Origin of the sequence: Psychrobacter maritimus (assembly GCF_904846345.1) — a bacterium.
Classification (GTDB): Bacteria; Pseudomonadota; Gammaproteobacteria; order Pseudomonadales; family Moraxellaceae; genus Psychrobacter; species Psychrobacter maritimus.
Genome location: NZ_CAJHAJ010000003.1, coordinates 106,536 through 126,226, shown reverse-complemented (window position 1 = coordinate 126,226; position 19,691 = coordinate 106,536). Strand labels below are relative to the sequence as shown.

Annotated in this window: 16 protein-coding genes and 1 other RNA gene; 6 read left to right on the top strand and 11 right to left on the bottom strand. The window is 42.8% G+C overall.

The window, feature by feature from the left end; all coding sequences use genetic code 11:
- The first annotated feature begins 112 nt into the window (after window positions 1-112).
- A non-coding RNA gene (ssrS, locus tag JMX50_RS05665) (6S RNA) lies at window positions 113-308 on the top strand.
- 136 nt (window positions 309-444) lie between these two features.
- On the opposite strand, the gene JMX50_RS05660 is transcribed toward ssrS, so the two are convergent.
- A complete protein-coding gene (locus tag JMX50_RS05660) occupies window positions 445-1,065 on the bottom strand; it encodes an FxsA family protein (RefSeq protein WP_201562955.1) in 621 nt (206 codons plus the stop codon).
- A gap of 153 nt (window positions 1,066-1,218) precedes the next feature.
- On the opposite strand from JMX50_RS05660, the gene ruvC reads away from it, so the two are divergent.
- Window positions 1,219-1,803 (top strand): crossover junction endodeoxyribonuclease RuvC, encoded by a 585-nt coding sequence (gene ruvC / locus JMX50_RS05655; protein ID WP_045446965.1) that lies wholly within the window; start codon window positions 1,219-1,221, stop codon window positions 1,801-1,803.
- 291 nt (window positions 1,804-2,094) lie between these two features.
- On the opposite strand, the gene JMX50_RS05650 is transcribed toward ruvC, so the two are convergent.
- From JMX50_RS05650 to JMX50_RS05630, 5 genes are all read right to left on the bottom strand, one after another.
- On the bottom strand, window positions 2,095-3,015 hold the full coding sequence (locus JMX50_RS05650) for an META domain-containing protein (protein ID WP_201628782.1): 921 nt from the start codon (window positions 3,013-3,015) through the stop codon (window positions 2,095-2,097).
- 293 nt (window positions 3,016-3,308) lie between these two features.
- A complete protein-coding gene (locus tag JMX50_RS05645) occupies window positions 3,309-3,971 on the bottom strand; it encodes a glutathione S-transferase family protein (protein WP_201628781.1) in 663 nt (220 codons plus the stop codon).
- 238 nt (window positions 3,972-4,209) lie between these two features.
- Entirely contained in the window at window positions 4,210-4,848 is a 639-nt protein-coding gene (locus JMX50_RS05640) for a peroxiredoxin (protein WP_201562959.1), read from the bottom strand.
- Between the two features lie 245 nt (window positions 4,849-5,093).
- Complete coding sequence (locus JMX50_RS05635; protein ID WP_201628780.1) at window positions 5,094-5,852, bottom strand: phospholipase D family protein; 759 nt, start codon at window positions 5,850-5,852, stop codon at window positions 5,094-5,096.
- 142 nt (window positions 5,853-5,994) lie between these two features.
- Window positions 5,995-7,734: a glutamine--tRNA ligase/YqeY domain fusion protein gene (locus JMX50_RS05630; protein WP_201628779.1), complete on the bottom strand. Its 1,740-nt coding sequence runs from the start codon at window positions 7,732-7,734 to the stop codon at window positions 5,995-5,997.
- A gap of 273 nt (window positions 7,735-8,007) precedes the next feature.
- Here JMX50_RS05630 and JMX50_RS05625 point away from each other — a divergent pair, with 273 nt between their 5' ends.
- Window positions 8,008-8,523: a peptidylprolyl isomerase gene (locus JMX50_RS05625; RefSeq protein ID WP_201618867.1), complete on the top strand. Its 516-nt coding sequence runs from the start codon at window positions 8,008-8,010 to the stop codon at window positions 8,521-8,523.
- A gap of 87 nt (window positions 8,524-8,610) precedes the next feature.
- Complete coding sequence (locus JMX50_RS05620) at window positions 8,611-9,453, top strand: UDP-2,3-diacylglucosamine diphosphatase (protein WP_201628778.1); 843 nt, start codon at window positions 8,611-8,613, stop codon at window positions 9,451-9,453.
- Between the two features lie 139 nt (window positions 9,454-9,592).
- On the opposite strand, the gene JMX50_RS05615 is transcribed toward JMX50_RS05620, so the two are convergent.
- The 3 genes from JMX50_RS05615 to surE all read right to left on the bottom strand — a co-directional run bounded on the left by JMX50_RS05615 (window position 9,593) and on the right by surE (window position 12,859).
- A complete protein-coding gene (locus JMX50_RS05615; RefSeq protein ID WP_201628777.1) occupies window positions 9,593-10,897 on the bottom strand; it encodes a lytic murein transglycosylase in 1,305 nt (434 codons plus the stop codon).
- Between the two features lie 145 nt (window positions 10,898-11,042).
- On the bottom strand, window positions 11,043-11,849 hold the full coding sequence (locus JMX50_RS05610; protein WP_201628776.1) for a peptidoglycan DD-metalloendopeptidase family protein: 807 nt from the start codon (window positions 11,847-11,849) through the stop codon (window positions 11,043-11,045).
- 173 nt (window positions 11,850-12,022) lie between these two features.
- Complete coding sequence (surE, locus tag JMX50_RS05605; protein ID WP_201628775.1) at window positions 12,023-12,859, bottom strand: 5'/3'-nucleotidase SurE; 837 nt, start codon at window positions 12,857-12,859, stop codon at window positions 12,023-12,025.
- 470 nt (window positions 12,860-13,329) lie between these two features.
- On the opposite strand from surE, the gene JMX50_RS05600 reads away from it, so the two are divergent.
- Window positions 13,330-13,767 carry an MCR_0457 family protein gene (locus JMX50_RS05600; protein ID WP_201562977.1) on the top strand — a complete coding sequence of 146 codons (438 nt, stop codon included), beginning with the start codon at window positions 13,330-13,332 and terminating at the stop codon, window positions 13,765-13,767.
- 749 nt (window positions 13,768-14,516) lie between these two features.
- Window positions 14,517-15,683 carry a D-alanyl-D-alanine carboxypeptidase family protein gene (locus JMX50_RS05595; protein WP_201562979.1) on the top strand — a complete coding sequence of 389 codons (1,167 nt, stop codon included), beginning with the start codon at window positions 14,517-14,519 and terminating at the stop codon, window positions 15,681-15,683.
- A gap of 146 nt (window positions 15,684-15,829) precedes the next feature.
- Here JMX50_RS05595 and JMX50_RS05590 read toward each other — a convergent pair whose 3' ends face one another.
- Together JMX50_RS05590 and der are read right to left on the bottom strand one after the other, a co-directional pair.
- Window positions 15,830-17,836 carry a sensor histidine kinase gene (locus JMX50_RS05590; RefSeq protein ID WP_201628774.1) on the bottom strand — a complete coding sequence of 669 codons (2,007 nt, stop codon included), beginning with the start codon at window positions 17,834-17,836 and terminating at the stop codon, window positions 15,830-15,832.
- 241 nt (window positions 17,837-18,077) lie between these two features.
- The gene (gene der / locus JMX50_RS05585) at window positions 18,078-19,520 is read right to left on the bottom strand and encodes a ribosome biogenesis GTPase Der (protein ID WP_201546843.1); all 1,443 of its coding nucleotides are present in this window, start codon (window positions 19,518-19,520) and stop codon (window positions 18,078-18,080) included.
- Window positions 19,521-19,691 lie beyond the last annotated feature (171 nt).

The window sequence follows — 19,691 nt, the reverse complement described above, 5'->3', positions numbered from 1 at the left end:
TTATTGGCTAGAAAAAGTGCTTAAAACTCGACAACAATAATGCTAAGACCTTAACCTACGTAGTAATCTGTAAATCGTACTTGCAATCACTCAAACCATTGGTTAAGATAATTATATTCTGAAGTGTTGGCTAGTAGATGTTTATTCCCTGAGCCGATAATGCTTTACCAGGATGTGGTACCTATTGCTTCATTGTGTATGCCTGCACCACTTGCGGTGTCTCAGGAAACCTGCAGAGGCAGTGACGCATCCGCCCTGAACTTCACGGTTCATGGGTCACCATCTTGCGGCGGCACTTCGGTTGTTTCATTCAGTTATTAACTATTTTGTTTATAAATATTACCTTTATAAAAAATAGTTTTAACGCTCAAAAAGCCCCTTTTGTCATTGACGAAAAGGGGCTTTTTTTATGTCTGCTTATCTACCTAATTATCAATAAATGAACTATTCATCATTGGCAGATTTGGTAATTTTTTTCACATCTTTCGGAATGGTTTTTGCCGTACCGTCAACGGTGGTATGCTGTTTGAACACATCGCCGAATGGGTTTTGCTGTTGCTGACCAAACGGGTTTTGGTTATTCATACCACCTGCACCGCCAAATGGGTTTTGACCACCCATACCGCCAGCACCACCGAACGGATTTTGTCCGCCGCCCATCTGTTTCGCCATCATCTCCATCATTTTTTGCTGATTATTCATGACGTAATTATTAGCAAAGTCTTTCAACTTTTTCTGCACTGGCGGCAATATCACCAATAATGCCAATAAATCACTCAGCACACCCGGAATCAGCAGCAAAATACCGGCAGCTGCCATGGCGACACTTTTAATCATGGTTGATTCTTGCGGACGCATCGCAGGATTCATCATACCGCCCGCTTTCATCTGCTGTGCCATTGGATTGAGTGCTGCCATCCCTTTACGCATCAGTGAGATACCGATGACGGCGGCGATGATAAACCACATAAACACCCACCAACCGCTCATAAATTGAGCAAGCAAATACCACAGTAGCATCTCGATAATAAACCAAACGATGGCAATACCAACTATCTGACCCATAAAGTGTCGTCCTATAAGATAAAATCTAAAAAATTGAGCGCCATGCAAATTAAAATGGCTAACATATGATGTATATGGGGATTGATTGCTATACTATCAAACTTAAGGCTGATTTTTAAGCCATAAAACAAAATGTAAGCAAGACGGAATACTATGGCAATTATTATCGGGATTGATCCGGGTTCGCGCATGACCGGTTATGGCATTGTTCAACAAACGGGCGACAAGCTGACATATATTGATGCCGGCACTATTCGTACGGATACCAAAGAGATGCCTGAGCGTCTTAAACGTATTTTTAATGGCTTGACCCGTATCACCCAGCATCATCTAAAATATGCCGATGAGCCTATTTATACCGCTATCGAGCAAGTGTTTATGGCAGAAAACCCAGACTCAGCGCTGAAACTAGGGCAAGCACGCGGCGCTGCTATTGCTGCCATGGTAGCACTCGATTTAGAAGTATCCGAATATACCGCTCGCCAAATTAAACAGGCCGTTTGTGGTTATGGTGCAGCGGCAAAAGAGCAAGTACAAGAAATGGTCTGCCGCATCCTGTCTTTAGACGTGGTTCCGCAACAAGACGCCGCTGACGGTCTTGCCTGCGCCATTTGTCATGCGCACTCAAGCCATTCAATGAACAAATTGATATTAAATAGTGCCATGCGTGGACGCGGTGCTTCTAAGAAAAAAGGGCGCTGGCGTTTGACAGAAGAAGATTTAGGTAATTTGCGTTAGCATTGGCGTTAAGATAAGAAGGCAAAAGATAATAGAACATAGTAAATAACCATAAAAAAACACGCGTCCAAACGGCGCGTGTTTTTTATTTAAACTATCTGACTATTTATGCTATGTTTTTACTATGGCGGATTCGATTTAAAAAGAATACAGTGCTGCTGAGATAAATTTTTCGAAGCCTCTGGAGTGCGAAGCGCACAGCAAGCTAGGAAAACTTATCTCAGCAGAACGTTATTTTGAACGTATCTCTTTTATATTGAACTGACTATATAGTAAAAGCAACTAACCAAGTTACTCTGCTACCGCACTCTCAATCACCGCATCCAACACATAAGCATATTCTTCGCCTTCTGTGCTTTCGTTATTGTCTAACTCATAACGCTGGAGACGCAATACTTCGTCATGCATGCCGTCATGCTGATAGCCATCAATTTCACCAGTAAATGCTGACCATTCTCCTTCACTCACTTTAATACCTTGGTCATCATAAGTGATGGGCTTCACTTGTAAACACATCTCTGAGCTATCATCAGCACACGCTACTTTCTTAGCATTTACCGCCCAAAATACAGTTTCACCCTTACTGTTATATTTGGCTTGTGAAGTAAGCTTACCTTCCCAAGTCAACGTAATCGCATTACTGGTCACTTGTGTAAGCACTGGGTTTTCACCTTCAGTCAAACTCAGCTGACTGCTACCTTGCATCAAGGTATTTAAACGATTTTCTGCTTTATTGAGATCTTCGCAGAGCATTTTAGTGCTCATGCTCTCTTCGGTCGTTAGCGTCTGACCTTGCAACTGATACACGGCACTTATTGTGTTGCAGCCCACACTATAGTTCAGCGTGTTTTGACCTTGATTTTGATTAAACAGCAGCGTGACTTGCTCCTTAATATCCACAAGCGTCGTTATGACAGGTCCACCACTTTTGTCGTCGATATCCAATAATGTCCAACGATAACGCGCTAAATCTTTAATCATCTCTTGCTCTGCAGTCAGTTTCGTATCATTAGCTGTATCAGATGCCGTATCGGTGTTTAATGTGGCATCAGTTACTGTGCCCGCTTCAATGTTGTCTGGTGCGTCACCGCCAGTAGGCGCAGGGTCTTTTTGACAAGCACCCAAGGCCAAACTTGCTGCTAAGATACTTGGCACTAAGGCAAACCTAGAAAATGAGCGGATAGAAGATAGCGTGGTAAAAGATGATGTCATGAGCGTCATACCTTGTGATTAAACTTTTTCATAATTCACTGTTGCCTATACAAGGAGTGATTATATCTATTTTTGTAAAGTGTTCATAATTTGACCACTATAGCGCCGATGATGGTAGGTTTTGTAACGAAGTGTGTAATTCTATATATCAATAGTAACTATTATCGTTTGATTTCTCATTTAAGCTGTGGATTAAAAAAGCCTCGGGTCGCTAACAATGATATTAGCGAACCAAGGCTATCGGCGTTATTTATTGCTAAATTTGCTGTTAAATTTATAACACCACGCCGTTTTTACTCACTCTCATGAGCAGGCTTGGCTTTTGCCATATTTTTAATACTAAAACGCTCGTTCATCATTTGATAAAACCGCGCCAGATTTTCGCCCTGTTCATTCGGGTTAACCTTGAGTATTTTGCCAAAGTCCAAACCTAAATACAGCACAATATCAGCAAAACTTAACTGGTCGCCAACTAAGTAATCGTGACCATCTAGCATAGTTTCAAAATAGGGCAATGCTTTAACAGCGCGCGCGATAGACGGCGCTACAAACTCTGGCACTTGTTCAACCCGCTGTGCTTTGGATGGGTGACTGTGCTGAAACGCCAGCATAAAATTATACAGCACTTCAAACTCAGCAATACGGCGCATAGAACACACTTGCGCACGCTGTACCACATCATTACCCATCACTGAGCGCTCGCCATAGACACGGTCGAGATATTCGCACACGGCCTGCGAATCATTGAGTATGGTGCCATCATCCAATTTTAATACTGGCACTGTCTGCATCGGATTCATCTTGGTAAACTCATCAGACATCTGCTCATTAGTAGCAAAATCTATATCGACCACATCGACATCATCCATATCGTCAACATCGATACCTTTTGACGCTAATAAAATCAGGGCTTTACGTGGATTGGGCGCAGTACGGGTAACGTATAGTTTTTTCATGGCAAACTCCTTGTAAGATGGTCTCAAAAGCGACTCAGCGCTGCTAGGCTTTATTATGATTATCGCAGATAGCGTTTGGATAAAGTTATCAATGCGCTATATAACAGTTATAGCCTACTCTGCTCATCATAGCAAAACCTTAACGCCAATAAAAAGCTGAAACATAAAAAAAGCCCCATAACATTAAGTCATAGGGCTTTTCACTTTTCATCTATTACAACTATCAGATACGCTTAACTTATTTGTTAGGCGCAGGTGTAGTACGTAAATAAGGCTTAATTTCGGTATAACCTTTAGGATAATTAGCAGCGATATCTTCGTTTTTCACACTTGGTGGAATGATAACGTCGTCGCCATCTTTCCAATCAACAGGCGTTGCTACGTTATATTCATCAGACAATTGCATCGCATCAATCACGCGAATAATCTCATCAAAGTTACGGCCACAGCTGGCTGGATAAGTCAGCGTTAAGCGTACTTTTTTCTTAGGATCAATAATAAACACACTTCTGACCGTCGCCGTACTATCAGCATTTGGATGAATCATGTCATAGAGATCAGCGACTTTGCGCTCAGGGTCAGCAATGATAGGGAAATTGACAGCAGTACCTTGGGTTTCTTCAATGTCACTTACCCAACCTTTATGATCTTCTAAACCATCAACCGATAGCGCGATTGGTTTAACATTGCGCTTTTGGAACTCACCGCCTAGTGCTGCGGTACGACCAAGCTCAGTAGTACATACTGGCGTATAATCTGCAGGATGTGAGAAGAAAACCACCCAACTGTCCCCTGCCCATTCGTGGAAATTGATATCACCGTCAGTGGTTGTGGCGTCAAAATTTGGTGCAGTATCACCCAGACGTAAATTTGCCATACTTAATTCCTTATTTATGTTTGTGATGAGCGTTAATACCCATTAATACCACAAAGTATCTAATGCTATAAAGTATCTATGCGCTCTATTATTATCATCGATATTCTCAGGTATCAAAATAGCGCTGAGCACATCAGTAAAACCTCACTTTATATTACCAAACTGGTTATGAATGTCTTGTGACGGATTGTAATGCGCTTATTCCATTTATCACTAACTGAATGAATGTATTGTTAGCAGAGTAATTAAATCACCATTCCTGAATCCCACAAGCAAAACTCGCCAAACTTACCTTTTTTACTTGTACCGCCAGCGGCACGTCCAGCATCTGTTAATGTAAGCTCTCCTTCTTGCTCTTGTACATAGCCAGCTGCTAGCAATTTATCATTTAACTCTTGGGTCTTAAAGCCCAACTCTTTAGCGAGTTTTGCAGTTGTCAGCTTCGAGTAATTAGGTGTTGCCGTTTCTGCCGCAGGTTTAACCGTTGTATTAGTATTATGGCTAACGGTTGTATTACTGGCAGTGGCTTTATTATCAACACTACTATCAGATTCAGTTACTTTTTCAAGCGACATGCGCACTTCATCACTGATACGAATAATACGTTGGGCTTCCTCATAAGTATCAGCATAGAGCTTCGCGTCTTCGTTACGGTAAATAAGCACACCCATCTCATTATTATTCACTTGGCTAAACTCATACAGGTTCAAGCTAGTAATAATGCATTCATTTTCATTGAGGTAGCATTTAGCATGTAGATTCTTACAAAAGCTGGTACGAATAAATGTTAGGTTTTTAAGCCAATTTATTTCTTCAGGGTGTAAATCGTTTTTGCCATAAACAATACGTATATCAATTTTAAGACGATTACGGTCTTCTAATAGCTCTTTAATACGCTCATTTAGCTTTAAATACGGGCTGATAATAATCAAGCGGTCAGAAGCATTTTTAATCAATTCCTCTAAGTGATAAGTTGTACCACTGCTATTTAAAAACTTTGCCATTCCTTTACCCTCAATATCAACAATTAAAATCCATGCTTATACAAAAAAAGCCCATCTCTAGCGTACTAGAAATGGGCAAGTTTGAAAACTACTATTGTTCAGTGCTGTTTTAAACACGGTTAATAAAGCCAATAGTTCTACACTAAGCAGGTTTATAGCTGTCGCGCAAGCTGACGATTTGGTTAAAGACCGGCTTATCGCTGCTATGGTCTGCTGTATCAGCGATAAAGTAACCTTCACGCTCAAACTGGAAGCGCGTTCCAGCTGCTGCATTTGCTAATGACGGCTCAACCACGGCATCGAGCTCAGTCAACGAGTTAGGATTCAATGCTTGATGCACGTCAGCGACGCTACTTGGGTCTTCGACGCTAAATAATTGCTCATACATGCGTACGGTCGCTGGGACGCCTTGGCTGGCTGATACCCAGTGAATAACACCTTTAACTTTACGACCTTCAGGATTATTACCTAGCGTTGCAGGATCAATCGTGGCTTTTAGCTCAACAACATTGCCGCTTTCATCAAGAATATACTCAGTCACTGCCAATACATAGGTATTACGCAGACGGATTTCTGGCTTTTCTGGTGATAGACGCTTATAACCTGCTGGCGGCTCAATCTCGTAATCGCCTTGGTCAATATAAAGGGTTTCGGTAAACGGAATTTCACGCTCGCCCATATCGACATTAGGATGATTTGGCTGCGTTAACCACAAAGTCTGTGCATCATCGTCCCAACGCGCATTAACGCTATCAGCCTTTTGCGCTTCCCAACTACTAACCGCTTCCGCAAAGTTAGTAATCGTCACTTTTAACGGCTTAAGCACTGCCATACCACGCGCCGTAGTCGTCTCTAATGATTGACGAATACTAAACTCTAATAAGCGAAAATCAACAACGCTGTCTACTTTGGTCACGCCAACACGCTCACAGAAGTCACGTAAACCCTCTGGCGTATAACCACGACGACGCATACCAGCAATCGTCGGCATACGTGGATCATCCCAACCGCTAACGATATTTTCATCAACCAACTGCTTAAGCTTACGCTTACTGGTCATGGTATGGTCGACATTTAGGCGGCTAAATTCGTACTGATGCGGCGGTACATCAAAGCCGATTTTTTCAACCGCCCAATCATAAAAGGGACGATGGTCTTCAAACTCCAGCGTACATAACGAATGGGTAATGCCTTCGAGTGCATCCGAAAGCGGATGGGCAAAATCATACATCGGATAAATGCACCATTTATCACCCGTTTGATGATGTTCTTGATGCATGACGCGGTAGATGACAGGGTCGCGCATATTCATGTTTGGGCTGGCCATATCAATCTTGGCGCGCAACACCGCTTTCCCTTCCGCAAACTTACCCTCTTTCATATCATTAAAGAGGGTCAAGTTTTCTTCAACACTGGCATCACGATGTGGTGATGGCGTGCCAGCCTCATTAAAGGAGCCACGGTTTTCTTTAATCTGTTCAGGTGACTGCAGGTCTACATAGGCATCGCCCTGCTCAATCAACTGCACGGCCCATGCATACAACTGGTCGAAGTAACCTGACGCATGATGCGCCTCTCCTGCCCACTCAAATCCTAACCATTTCACATCGTTCTTAATGTTATCGATGTAATCTTGCTTTTCTGCAGTCGGATTGGTGTCATCAAAACGTAGGTTACAAACACCGCCAAACTCTTCGGCCACGCCAAAGTTTAAGCAAATAGATTTAACGTGCCCTAAATGCAAATAACCATTTGGCTCAGGTGGAAAGCGTGTCACGATTTGTGGGTATTTTTGCGCCTTGACATCGTCACGAATGATATTGCGAATAAAATCGTTTTTTTGTTCGTCTTTTTGTGCATTGTTGCTTGAGTGCTCACTCATCGGGCATTGCTCCTAAAGCAAATTGTCAGTTCATGCTACGTGCCATCACGTAACATGGAAAATTCAAACCAAATCATTAAAAACAAGTTATTAAAAATGATAGTAAAAAGTTAAAGTTGCGTTATTCTATCAGCTTTTGCAAAGGCATTAACAGCCTGATACATGACACGGGATAAAAAAGCCGTTAGACTAGCCATAACTTTTTAATCACCAACTTTTCATCCACCACTTAACAGCGTCATGTTAGGCGCTGCAATCAAAGAGGAATATCACATGGTAGACATGCCACCAGTAGTAGAACTTGACACCAATATGGGTGCGATCGTTATCGAACTCAATGAAGAAAAAGCACCTAAAACGGTAGAAAACTTTTTAAACTATGTAAAATCTGGTCATTATGACGGTACGATTTTCCATCGCATCATTGACGGCTTTATGATTCAAGGCGGCGGAATGGACGCTGAGATGAATGAAAAAGCGACCAACGCGCCCGTTGAAAACGAAGCGGACAACGGTCTAAAGAATGACAAAGGTACGATTGCGATGGCACGTACGCAAGATCCGCATTCAGCAACCAGCCAGTTTTTCGTTAACGTGAAAGACAACGATTTCCTAAACCATTCTGGCAAAAATATGCAGGGTTGGGGCTACACGGTATTTGGTAAAGTAACAAGCGGTATGGACGTCATCGAAAAAATGCGCGGCGTACCTACTGGTCGTTTCGGCATGCATGCTGATGTGCCAAAAGAGCCGGTAGTTATCAATTCAGCCACCATCATCACTCAGTAATCATTCTTCAATAGTTATTACTCAGTAGCGATGAATCAGTGAAAGCTTATCAGTTGTTACTGTTTAAAGTTATGAGGATAAGGATAAATGCAAAGTTTTGACCATCTAATTACCACCTGCCCTCATGAGGTGCGGCAAGTATTGATTAGCGATTTGCATTTATCGCCTGAAGAGCCTGCCTTGGTGCAGGCTTTTTTGGCGCTGCTTGATGATTGCCTTGCCCTGCCTACGCTAAAACGCCTATTTATTTTAGGCGATTGGTTTGAAGTATGGATTGGTGATGATGCTTATTTATTATTATCAGAAGATGAGCGCCAAACCCATTGGCTCACCCCGCTTATCGTTAAATTAAAAAAACTACGGGTAGCTGGCTGTGAGATTTTAATCATGCATGGCAACCGTGATTTTTTGTTAGGTCAGCCATTTTGCAATCTATTCGGTGGTGAGCTTATTTATGAGCCGTATACTTTGACTGTCGGTCAGCAGAATTACCGCTTAGAACACGGCGATGCGTTATGCATTGATGATAAGAAATATCAGTTTTTTCGCAAAATCATGCGCAATCGTTTGACTCAGTGGTATTTGCTCAATAAATCACTAGAAAAACGCTTGGCTATCGCCGATAAAATGCGCCAAAAAAGCCAGCAGAATAATGCCAATAAAGCGGCGTATATCATGGATGTCAATGAAGATGCGGTGCTAAATGCCGTGAATGATAGTGATGCTTTACTACATGGGCATACACATCGCCCAGATATTCATCAAGCCACGAGTAATAAAAAACGCTACGTGCTTGGTGATTGGCGACTGCTAGATGGCGACACACGCCAGCCAAAAGTCAGTGCGGTGATTGGTGCGGTGACGGCAGATGAAGATTCAGATGATAATAACGCTGAGTTTGATATGTACGAGTTTAAGATGACTATTTAAAATGCTGCTGCAATATTTTATAAAAACATACTAATAAAAAAACTCCGTCATTAACGGAGTTTTTCTATTTATTAGAGTTATTATTTTTAAACCATCGCTGAAAATAACGATTGTCCAAAAACAGTGACTTTACTCTGTCTCACCATCCTGCTAATGAAGACGCGCTACGCTGGGTGATAAAACCATCTGGGGTTTGACCATTATCTGCTTGCCAGCGTTGGAATGCCAGTCGCGTATTGGTACCGACGATACCATCCGCGCCCTTGGTATCATAACCTGAGCTGGTCAAACGCTGCTGCAAATTGCGAACTTGAGCTGTTGATAATGGACGCTCATAGCGCGGCCATGATTTTTGTAATCTACTTTGCCCTGCAAGCGCTTTACCCAATAAGCTCACACCTAACGCATAGTTTGATGAGTTATTATAAACTTTGATGACATCAAAGTTTGGGCTAAGTAGCAATACTGGACCATCTTTACCAGCGGGCAGCCATAGCTCCATTTGAGTATTAGCATCCAAGTAGACATCGGCTATGGTATCGACACCCATAGATGCCCATCTGGCAGCAGGCTGCTTGGTACCCACCAATGAATAATCAAATGACGCAGGAACAGTCGCTTCATAAAATGGCGCAAGACCGCGCACCCAACCTGAATTACTCAGGTAATTGGCGGTAGACGCCAAAGCATCGCCTGTCGACCATGGGTTACGGTGACCATTACCATCGCCATCAACGCCGTGCTTAAGCCAGGTATCAGGGATAAACTGCGTTTGCCCCATGCCGCCTGCCCAAGAGCCATCGAGCTGTGACCACGAAACATCGCCGCGTTGCAATAGCGTCGCTAATGATAATAACTGGGTTTCAGCAAATTCTTGACGACGGCCATCATAAGCAAGGCTGGCAAGCGAGCTTGGAATACTGCTATTGCCCGTTACCACACCGTATGATGACTCCATGCCCCAAATCGCGGCGATGATTTCTGCATTGACGCCATACTGCGACTCTAACTGTGATAAAAACGCCCGTTGCTCGGCAAACTTACGCTTACCTGTGCTGACACGGCCATCTGATACGGCAGAATCGACATATTCCCAAGGCATCTTAGAAAACTCTGGCTGTCCTGAGTCAAGCGAGATAACTTGCTGGTTTAAATAAGCCGTATCAAGCAAACGACGCACTGTTGATGCGTCATGACCCGATGCCAGCGCGCGCATAGAAAAATCAGATTTCCAATCAGAGAAACTGTTATAGCTTGGTTTGGCAACGGGCTGCGGTTTGATGACAGGTACTGGCGTTGGCTTCACTTGAATGGTTTGGGTCTGGGTAATTTGCACATTACCTTGGCGTACGGGTTTGCTCGGCTTTTGCATCGCCTGCTGACTGGTACAGCCAACCATAACTAAGGCGGGAAACAAAGCCAGATATTGTTTTTTTAATAACATAAGAGATCTCAAGTATGAATAAGTAAAGTAGCTTAATGGGCGCAGCTTTAATAAAACTAACTAAAATAGCCAAGTTATTATAAAAGCTGCTAAGAGTTAACGTCCTTTTTAACGCCTTGATTACTGTCTTTTTCAACGAGCTTTTTTAACGACCCAATACCGCGCGTGGGTCGATAGGATTGCCATTTAAGCGTACTTGGAACTCCAAGCCTACTTGATTGGTCTGACCGCTGCTGCCCATATTTGCAATACGCTGACCACGCTGTACCGCGTCACCTTCTTTGACCAGCAGCGCACTGTTATGCGCGTAGGCGGTGATATAGTTATCGCTATGACGAATCATAATCAGGTTGCCATATTCTGGCAGACCATTACCGGAATAAAGCACCGTTCCTGATTGGCTCGCAAGTACCGGATCGCCCATGGTGCCAGCAAACCACATGCCCATGTTACCGGCGGCGGCATCAAAGTTACGCGTCACTTGGTTACGACTCGGATATTCATAACCTGAAGTGGCGTTGGCTGTCACTTCATAGACAGGATTTTGTGAATAATTGGGCGTGTTGGTCACAGGCGGCGTATAGGTTGGCTGTGATTGCGTTGGTGTAGAGGCGTTATAGCGATTGTTATTGGTGGCGCGTACTGGCTCACCTTGCCATAATTTGAGCCATTGACCACTATAAATCGTATATTTACTATCTAAGCCATTTAGCGCACCAATTTGACGATAATTTAAACGATAGCGCGCCGCGATTTGGCTGACCGTATCACCGCGCTGGACGCGATGATAATTGGGAACACCTTGTCCGTTGGTGATAATCTTAGGTCCTGCTTGGTTGGCTGCCTGATAAGTGGGCTTGGTGGCACAGCCGACCATCGTTAATGTGGCTGCTGTCAACGTACCCATCAAGGCCACTGTTGCCAAGCGCGATCCAGCAATAAGCTTCTTCATACAAGATTTCCTATTCTTTATGTTGCTCACAAATTCCTTGTGTTACTCACAAGCATTTTGCTAACGGTTATAACGTTTAATGTCTCAGATACCATGATTAATTATTGGATAACCAATGGTTTTTTAGCGATTTTTAACCACTAATAAATATCACCACGGATAAACCTATCAATTTACAGCACCAACGCCGAGAGCGTATCAAGGGTAGCAGCTGGCGTATGATGCAGGCGCACAGGCGATAGACTAATATACCCTGCTGCCACCGCTTGGTCATCCGTCATTTCTATGGACGATGTTTGAGCGTCTACATTTTCTGTTGATAGTTCACTTGATAGCTCACTGGATAATGTACGTTGACGTTTGCGTAGCGATAACCAGTAGGCATCGCGGCCGCGTGGGTCGACCACATGATGCACAGGACGTGCAATCTCACTGTGACTTAAAGCCGTGATTTTTCGACCTTTAATCGCATCGGCACTATCAACATCAGGAATATTAACGTTTAATACATGATAGGGCAAATTTTTGCAAGCATCTAATATCGGAGTTTCGGTCAATAATTTGACAATCTCATTAGCCGCCATTTGATAATGACTTACCTGCTCCTGCCCTGCACCTTTGACCCCGCCGCCCACTAAAGAGGTGGCAATCGCTGGCAAGCCAAAAAGCTGCGCGGTCAATGCGGCGCCAAATGTACCAGAAAATAAAACATCCTGACCAAGATTGGCACCTAAATTGATACCTGTAATCACACAGTCAAAATCGGTATGACGGTAAATTTCATGTAACGCCAAATATACACAATCTGCTGGCGAACCATTCACCGCAATAAAACCAGACTCCAATTCATGAGTATATAGCGGCGTTGAGATGCTCAAGGAGCTTGCGCAGCCGCTTTGCTCATTACTTGGCGCAACCACCACCACCTCTGCAATGGTTGACAACGCGTGATACAGTGCCAACAACCCTGGAGCATGCACCCCATCATCATTACTCATTAAAATTTTCATTTTTGCTCAATTCTGCCCAATACAGTTATTAATGACCGTCTGTCCACTTAGCTACTTTGTTATCGTAAAATTGCTATAATCCCTCTTATCGAGACTATGTCAGTGGCTATACCCAAAATATTTTGGCCGATTATACCCTAATAGTGCCACGAGACGAACCCAGTCTTGGGCTAGAGTTTTCCTGATATTCGGTTTTATAGACGACTTTTTATAGGCGATTTTCAGTAGCAACAATGAGCATTTTTTAGTATAAAAACATGGCGATAGAGTTACAGTAGGCAACAAGGTACAACATTATCAATGAATATTTTTATGTTGAGGTAACTTAGTACTACATACTACTGATATGTTGCTGTAAACGTGGCTTAGCTCACAATATATCTACACATAAATCAATATTTTATGTGACTTTTATTTTTTTACCGATTAACATAGCACCATCAAACAAAGATAAGCGAGTGTAATACTGAATGAATAATCAATCGATATTATCTATAGCTTCTGTGATAGCGAAGACCGCCTCAAAAGTAGGTCTAGCAGGACTGATAACGTCTATTGCTATGCTGTCTCAAGCGACCAATGCCGCGTCTAATTCAGCGACGACCATTCCTCTGGATTTATCTGGTATTAACATCACCAAGCATGAAATTGCAGTGATGCAAGTGCTATCAGAGATATGTCCACCGATGCTGACGGGCAAACAAAAACAGCGTTTTTATAAATCTTATAACGTGCAGTTGCATGAGTTGATGCCGTCGTTAGAAGACCCAAAAGCGGCTATTCAGTATCTATCTACCCAGCAAGATTACCGTCAGATATTGCAAGGTATCCGCAGTTGGACGATGGGTTTCTCTAGACAAGATAACAAAGCCTTATGTGAAGATTTGGCGAATGCTGAGTATTCTTAAGAAATTAATAAAAGGTGCTTTCAATAAAGCTGCCTTTCATAAAGGCTACTATTAAAAAGTATCTTCCTAAAAAGCATTCTTCATAAGCTATTATAAAAAACAGTGAAGCTTGTTTTTTAGAAAAATATAAATAAAGTAGTAGCCCAAGCATTTTTTATATAAAAAGCGTTGATATAAACCGTACTGATATAAACAGAAGCTAGCATTTGCTTTATATGCATGATAAGTAGCGATAAATAACCATAATAAAACTACTGCTCATATCACCGTCAGGTCGCTGATTTTTACTATATCAATGTTAATCAACTAAAAAACGCTATAAGTTTATTAATTAGTCTTATAGAAAGTATCAAGCTTGCTGTCATCTGGTCTGCGTATCGCAGGTGGTGCAGCAGGCTTTTTTGTGGCAGTTAGAAAAGTATTCGCGCATCGAAATATAATCCATAGCTAAGGGCTTTATATGCCCATATTTTTGCCCTTCTAAACGCTGTGGTTTATCACAATGATGCGCTGTTTTTGGTCGCGTCCTATTTTATTGTATTTATCGATTCCCCATCGGTCGGCATTTTGCTAAGATAAGGCGTTAATTTTATGTCCATCGCTTAGTCGTTAAGTCTCTCATCAAAAATCTGTTTTAAATCTTAGCTTTAGAGTCAGCTTTAAAGCATGCCACAATAGATTAACTTTGGGATTCCGCACGAAATATAAGCGATAGATACATTTGGTTTTATGATGCGGTGTAACAATCTATGACAGTAAAGCGTGTAAAAAAACAGTTAGTACAGCTGGTAGTGGGTGTCAGTGTTTCTATGAGTGCAATGATGGCGAGCGCAGCCATACAGCCACCCGAGATGGAAAATACGGCTTATGTATTAATGGACTACAACACTGGTGAAATATTGGCACAAAAAAATGCCAATCAAGCACTACCACCAGCGTCCTTGACCAAGATGATGACCAGTTACATCATCGAGCAGCGCTTAGCATCAGGTGACCTCAAAGAAGACGAACAAGTTTTGATGAGCCCAAATGCTTGGTGCCGTGGTAGTAGCAGTCAGTCTTGTATGTATGTGCCGGTCAATAAAACCGCCAGCGTCATCGATATGTTACGCGGTATCATTATTCAATCAGGCAACGATGCTTCAAAAGCGATGGCTGAGCATATTGCTGGTAGCGAAGCCTCATTTGCAATCTTGATGAATGAGCAGGCAGAAAAGCTTGGGATGAAAAACACCCATTTCGTCAACTCGACAGGTATGCCAGACGAAGGGCATCAAGCATCAGCGTTAGATTTGGCCATATTGTCACGTGCAATTATCAAAAACAGTGGCGACTATTACGGTCTTTATTCGGAAAAAGAGTTCACTTATAACGGTATTACCCAAGGTAACCGTAATGCCCTACTAGCCACTGACCCTACGGTTGATGGTCTCAAAACAGGTCATACCGATGCAGCGGGTTACTGCTTAGCCGCCTCTAGTAATCGTGATGGCATGCGCCTAATCTCTGTTATTATGGGTACAGAAAGCCAGCAAGCCCGTGCCGATCAGTCACGTGAGCTACTCAATTGGGGTTTTGGTCATTTTACTACCGTAACTAAAGCACCTGCTGGACAGTTTGTTAGTAAAGTACCAGTATGGTTTGGCGAAGCGACAGAAGTAGAGCTTGCGACTGGCGACAGTTTGCAAATTCTGACCGATAAAACGCAAAAGAATAAAATCACTACTGTGGTCGATATTCCTGAGAGCTTAGAAGCACCTATCAAAAAAGGTCAAGAAATTGGCAAAATGATGGCGGTCATTGATGGTAAGGCAGTTGCTTCAGTACCTATCGTAGCCACTAGCGATATCGAACAATCAGGCTTTATGAGCCGTATTTGGCAACGTTTTACCCGCTGGGCACAAAACTTATTTTAAGCACGTTATTTAACAACCTGCATAAAAATATGTCTGCATGTAACTATAATAGTTAGCAGTGATTTTAGTATTAAAAAAGACGCCTGTTTATGGGCGTCTTTTTTATTTGTCTATGCTTATCACTATGTTCATGCCTACCGCCATCATTAAGACCAAGCGAGCCAGCTCTTTAATAAATTACTCAGCGCTTTATCTTCATAGGTCGCCACCTGACAGTAATCCACTCCGGCCGCTTTTAAGCTATGCTCAAAGCTGTCTAAATGTCGTGCACGCTGCTGTGGATACCAAAATACCAATAAAGCCCGATAGTCGGTCTCAGAGGCACGAATACGCTTGGCCACTAATTCCGCTTTGCTTGCTAATACGTCTTCCGCAAACATCACCATATCGACTTTTCTATGCTGCATCTCGTCAATAACGAGCTGTTCATGTTGATAGCAGATAACATGCGCGCCTAAACGCTGCAATTCATCCAACAAAGCACCGCTATCTTGATCATAGTAGTAGACAACGACCAGTCCCGTCAGCAGCTGTTGCTGGCGCGATTGACGTTGATTTGACGTCGGAATAGTAATAACAAACTCAGTCCCGACGCCAAGCGTGCTCTCGACACTAATACTGGCTCCCATCAACTGCGTCATCTGTTTGACGACTGGCAAGCCAATGCCCGTGCCTTCATACTGACGAGTTTGCGATGAATCTACTTGAAAAAACGGATTAAAAATATCGTCTATAAAGCCACTATCGATACCGATGCCCGTATCTTTGACTCGAATCTGCCAACGATTGCTATTATCAAAATGGGTCAATTGCGAGGTAATACTGACTTCACCCACGGGGGTAAATTTAATCGCATTGCTCAGCAGTATCGATAATATTTGCTGTATTTTTCCGACATCACCTTCAAGGCTATAATCAATATGATGGATATGACTGATTAATGCCAAGCCTTTTTGTCTGGCAATAGGCTCAAAATCTGCCAACAAATCAGCAATTAATTGCAGTGGATTAAACGCACTTATCTGTAGGCTGACCTGTCCTTTTTGTATCTGATTAAGCTGAATGATTTGATCCAATGCCAAAACCAGTTTGTTACTGCCATTATGAATGATATCAACCGCGTCTTTTTGCTCATCATTGAGGTGCTCATCATCTAACAGCTGTAAGCCGCCGACAATGGCATTAAGCGAGGTTTTTAGCTCATGCGTAATCATGCTTTGAAAATTATGCAGCTGCACATCTAAAGACAAATCCTTTTGATGCAATTGCTGCTCGAAAGCGGCAAGCGCTTCATAATCTTGTTTCGATTCTTGCAGACGATTGAACAACGTCGTAAAAGCCTGCTTAATCTGCACCAGCTCCTGAAACTTAAAGCGCTGTGGAATCACGGGCAGCTGCTCAAGCTCAGGGTTTTTGATGACAATGTCACAAACTTCCGTAAGCACGGCGATATCTTGTGACGGCCAGTTTAATTTACGTAAAATATACAGCGCCCAAATAATGGCCAATGCTGTGGTCATTAACCACAACCATAGATTGTTTTGTAGCCAATTTGAACGTAGGGTCGCCACATCTAAGGTAATATTAATATAGCCGACCAAGGTATTTTCAGTATTTAAATCACTGGCTGAATTTGATTCATGTCTATTACTCAGCGGACTACTTGCAGCTTGCAGGCTTGAATTTAGCTGAAGTGTATTCTGGGAGATATTCTGCGCGGCGATGCTTTTTTGTGCGGGGTTTAGCGTATCGCTAACCATAGATAGGCTGCTGCTGCCATTAATATAATCGCCGACCACCGGATAGTTAAAGCTAACCGTATTGGCAAATAAGGCGTTTTTCCAATCATCTCTGGACTGATTGCTATCGGCAATAGGCTGAGAAGTTGAATAAAACAAAATACTCTCAACACTCTGCTCATGCTCTAACAAGAAGCGCACTTGCTCCGCGACCATCTTGTCACCATCGATGCTCGCCGCACTAATCGTCAGCAAATTCGCCAATTGCTGGATATGCTGACGCTCTTCTTTATAGTGCTGCACCAAACCATAAACAAAAGACAATAGAAAACCTGCCAATACAGCCAAAATCATGGTCTGTACGATAGATTGCCAAACAAGCATAGGAAGGGTTTGTGGTGGGCGGTTGTTCATATCACTCAACTGAGTTAAGACAACTTTTGATTATAGTACAGGTATTCTATAAGGGTGATGATCGGAATGCGACATTTTAATGTAACTTAAGAATCTATTAAATTAAAAAATACCATGATGGCTAGTATAGTCATCATGGCAAATTATATTACAGAAAAGCCAAGGATGGAAAAATAGCAAAGATAAAATAAAACGGTCTTTATTGACTAAAAAATATAAAGACGCTCACTATCTTGCAAAATTAACGTTTTTTATCTTTGTTAGTAAATCTCGGCTTATCTTTGGTGGTAAATTTTTGTGCACGATTGCGTTCACGTTGGCGTAGCTGTTGCGCTTTTGCTTTGGTTGGCGTATCGCTTTTATTGGCGTATGGGTTATCATTTTGTTTAAAGATAACATTCAGCGGCGTGCCTTCAAGCTTAAATACTTGGCGGAATTGATTTTCAAGATAGCGCTGATAGCTCTTCGGTAGCGAAGACGTTTGGTTACCATGAATGACAATCACCGGCGGGTTATGACCACCAATATGCGCAAAACGCAGCTTGATACGGCGACCAGCAACCGTTGGTGGCGGGTTGGCAGCCACAGCATCTTGTAAAATCTGCGTCAAACGGTTGGTTGACACCTCAAACATCGACGACTGATAAGCACGCAAGATAGAAGGATATAAGTTACCCACTCCGGTACCGTGCAATGCTGAGATTTGATGGACTTTTACGTAAGAGATAAAGTTGAAACGGCGATCCATCTCAATCTTGATATAGTTCTTTTGATCTGCAGTGAGACCATCCCATTTATTGATGGCGACTACCAAGGCACGACCCGCATCAAGCGCATAACCAATCATATGCAAATCTTGGTCGACGATACCTTCTTGAGCATCAATCACAATAACCGTGACGTTAGAATCGTCGATTGCTTGCAAGGTTTTAATGACTGAGAATTTCTCTACCTTTTCATCGATTCTGCCACGGCGACGGACACCGGCGGTATCAATTAATACGTAGTCTCTACCCTCGCGCGTATAAGGAATATAAATACTGTCACGCGTGGTACCCGGCATATCAAATACCACCACACGGTCTTCACCCAATAGGCGGTTAACCAGTGTTGATTTACCAACGTTTGGACGACCAATAATAGCCAGCTTTAAGCCTTTTGGCTCGACAACGTTTTCTTGCGTTGGCATATCAGCAGTCAGAACTTCTAGCAAGTTACCAACACCGCGCCCATGACTGGCTGCCATCGGATACGGCTCGCCCAATCCTAAGGCATAAAACTCTGCAGGCGCGGCATCGTGCGCGCCATCAACTTTATTCGCAACGACATAAACAGGCTTACCAAGGGTATGCAAAAACTTGCCAATCTCAGCATCGGCACCAATCATACCGGCACGGGCGTCGACCACAAAGACAATAATATCGGCTTCATGAATGGCCGTATGCGACTGCTCAGACATATAGTCATCAATATTGCCGCTACCATCATCCGCTTCACCGATACCGCCGGTGTCTACAACGATGAAAGATTTGTCTTCATAGGTTGCATCACCGTATTGGCGGTCACGAGTCAGCCCTGATAAATCAGCAACCAATGCCTGCCGACTTTTAGTGAACTGGTTAAATAAGGTAGATTTACCGACGTTTGGACGACCAATTAAGGCGACCACAGGCTTGATACTCATGGGTTACTCTCAGTGAAGGGCACAATGGCGGACAGGTCGCTGACTCTTATCATAAAGATGAATAGCTGCACTTGACCGCAAATTTAAATAAATTATAGAAATAAAACGATAAAATTAGATAATAGCAAATATAGTCAGTGCGAAATAATATCGAGATATTAATGGCCACGG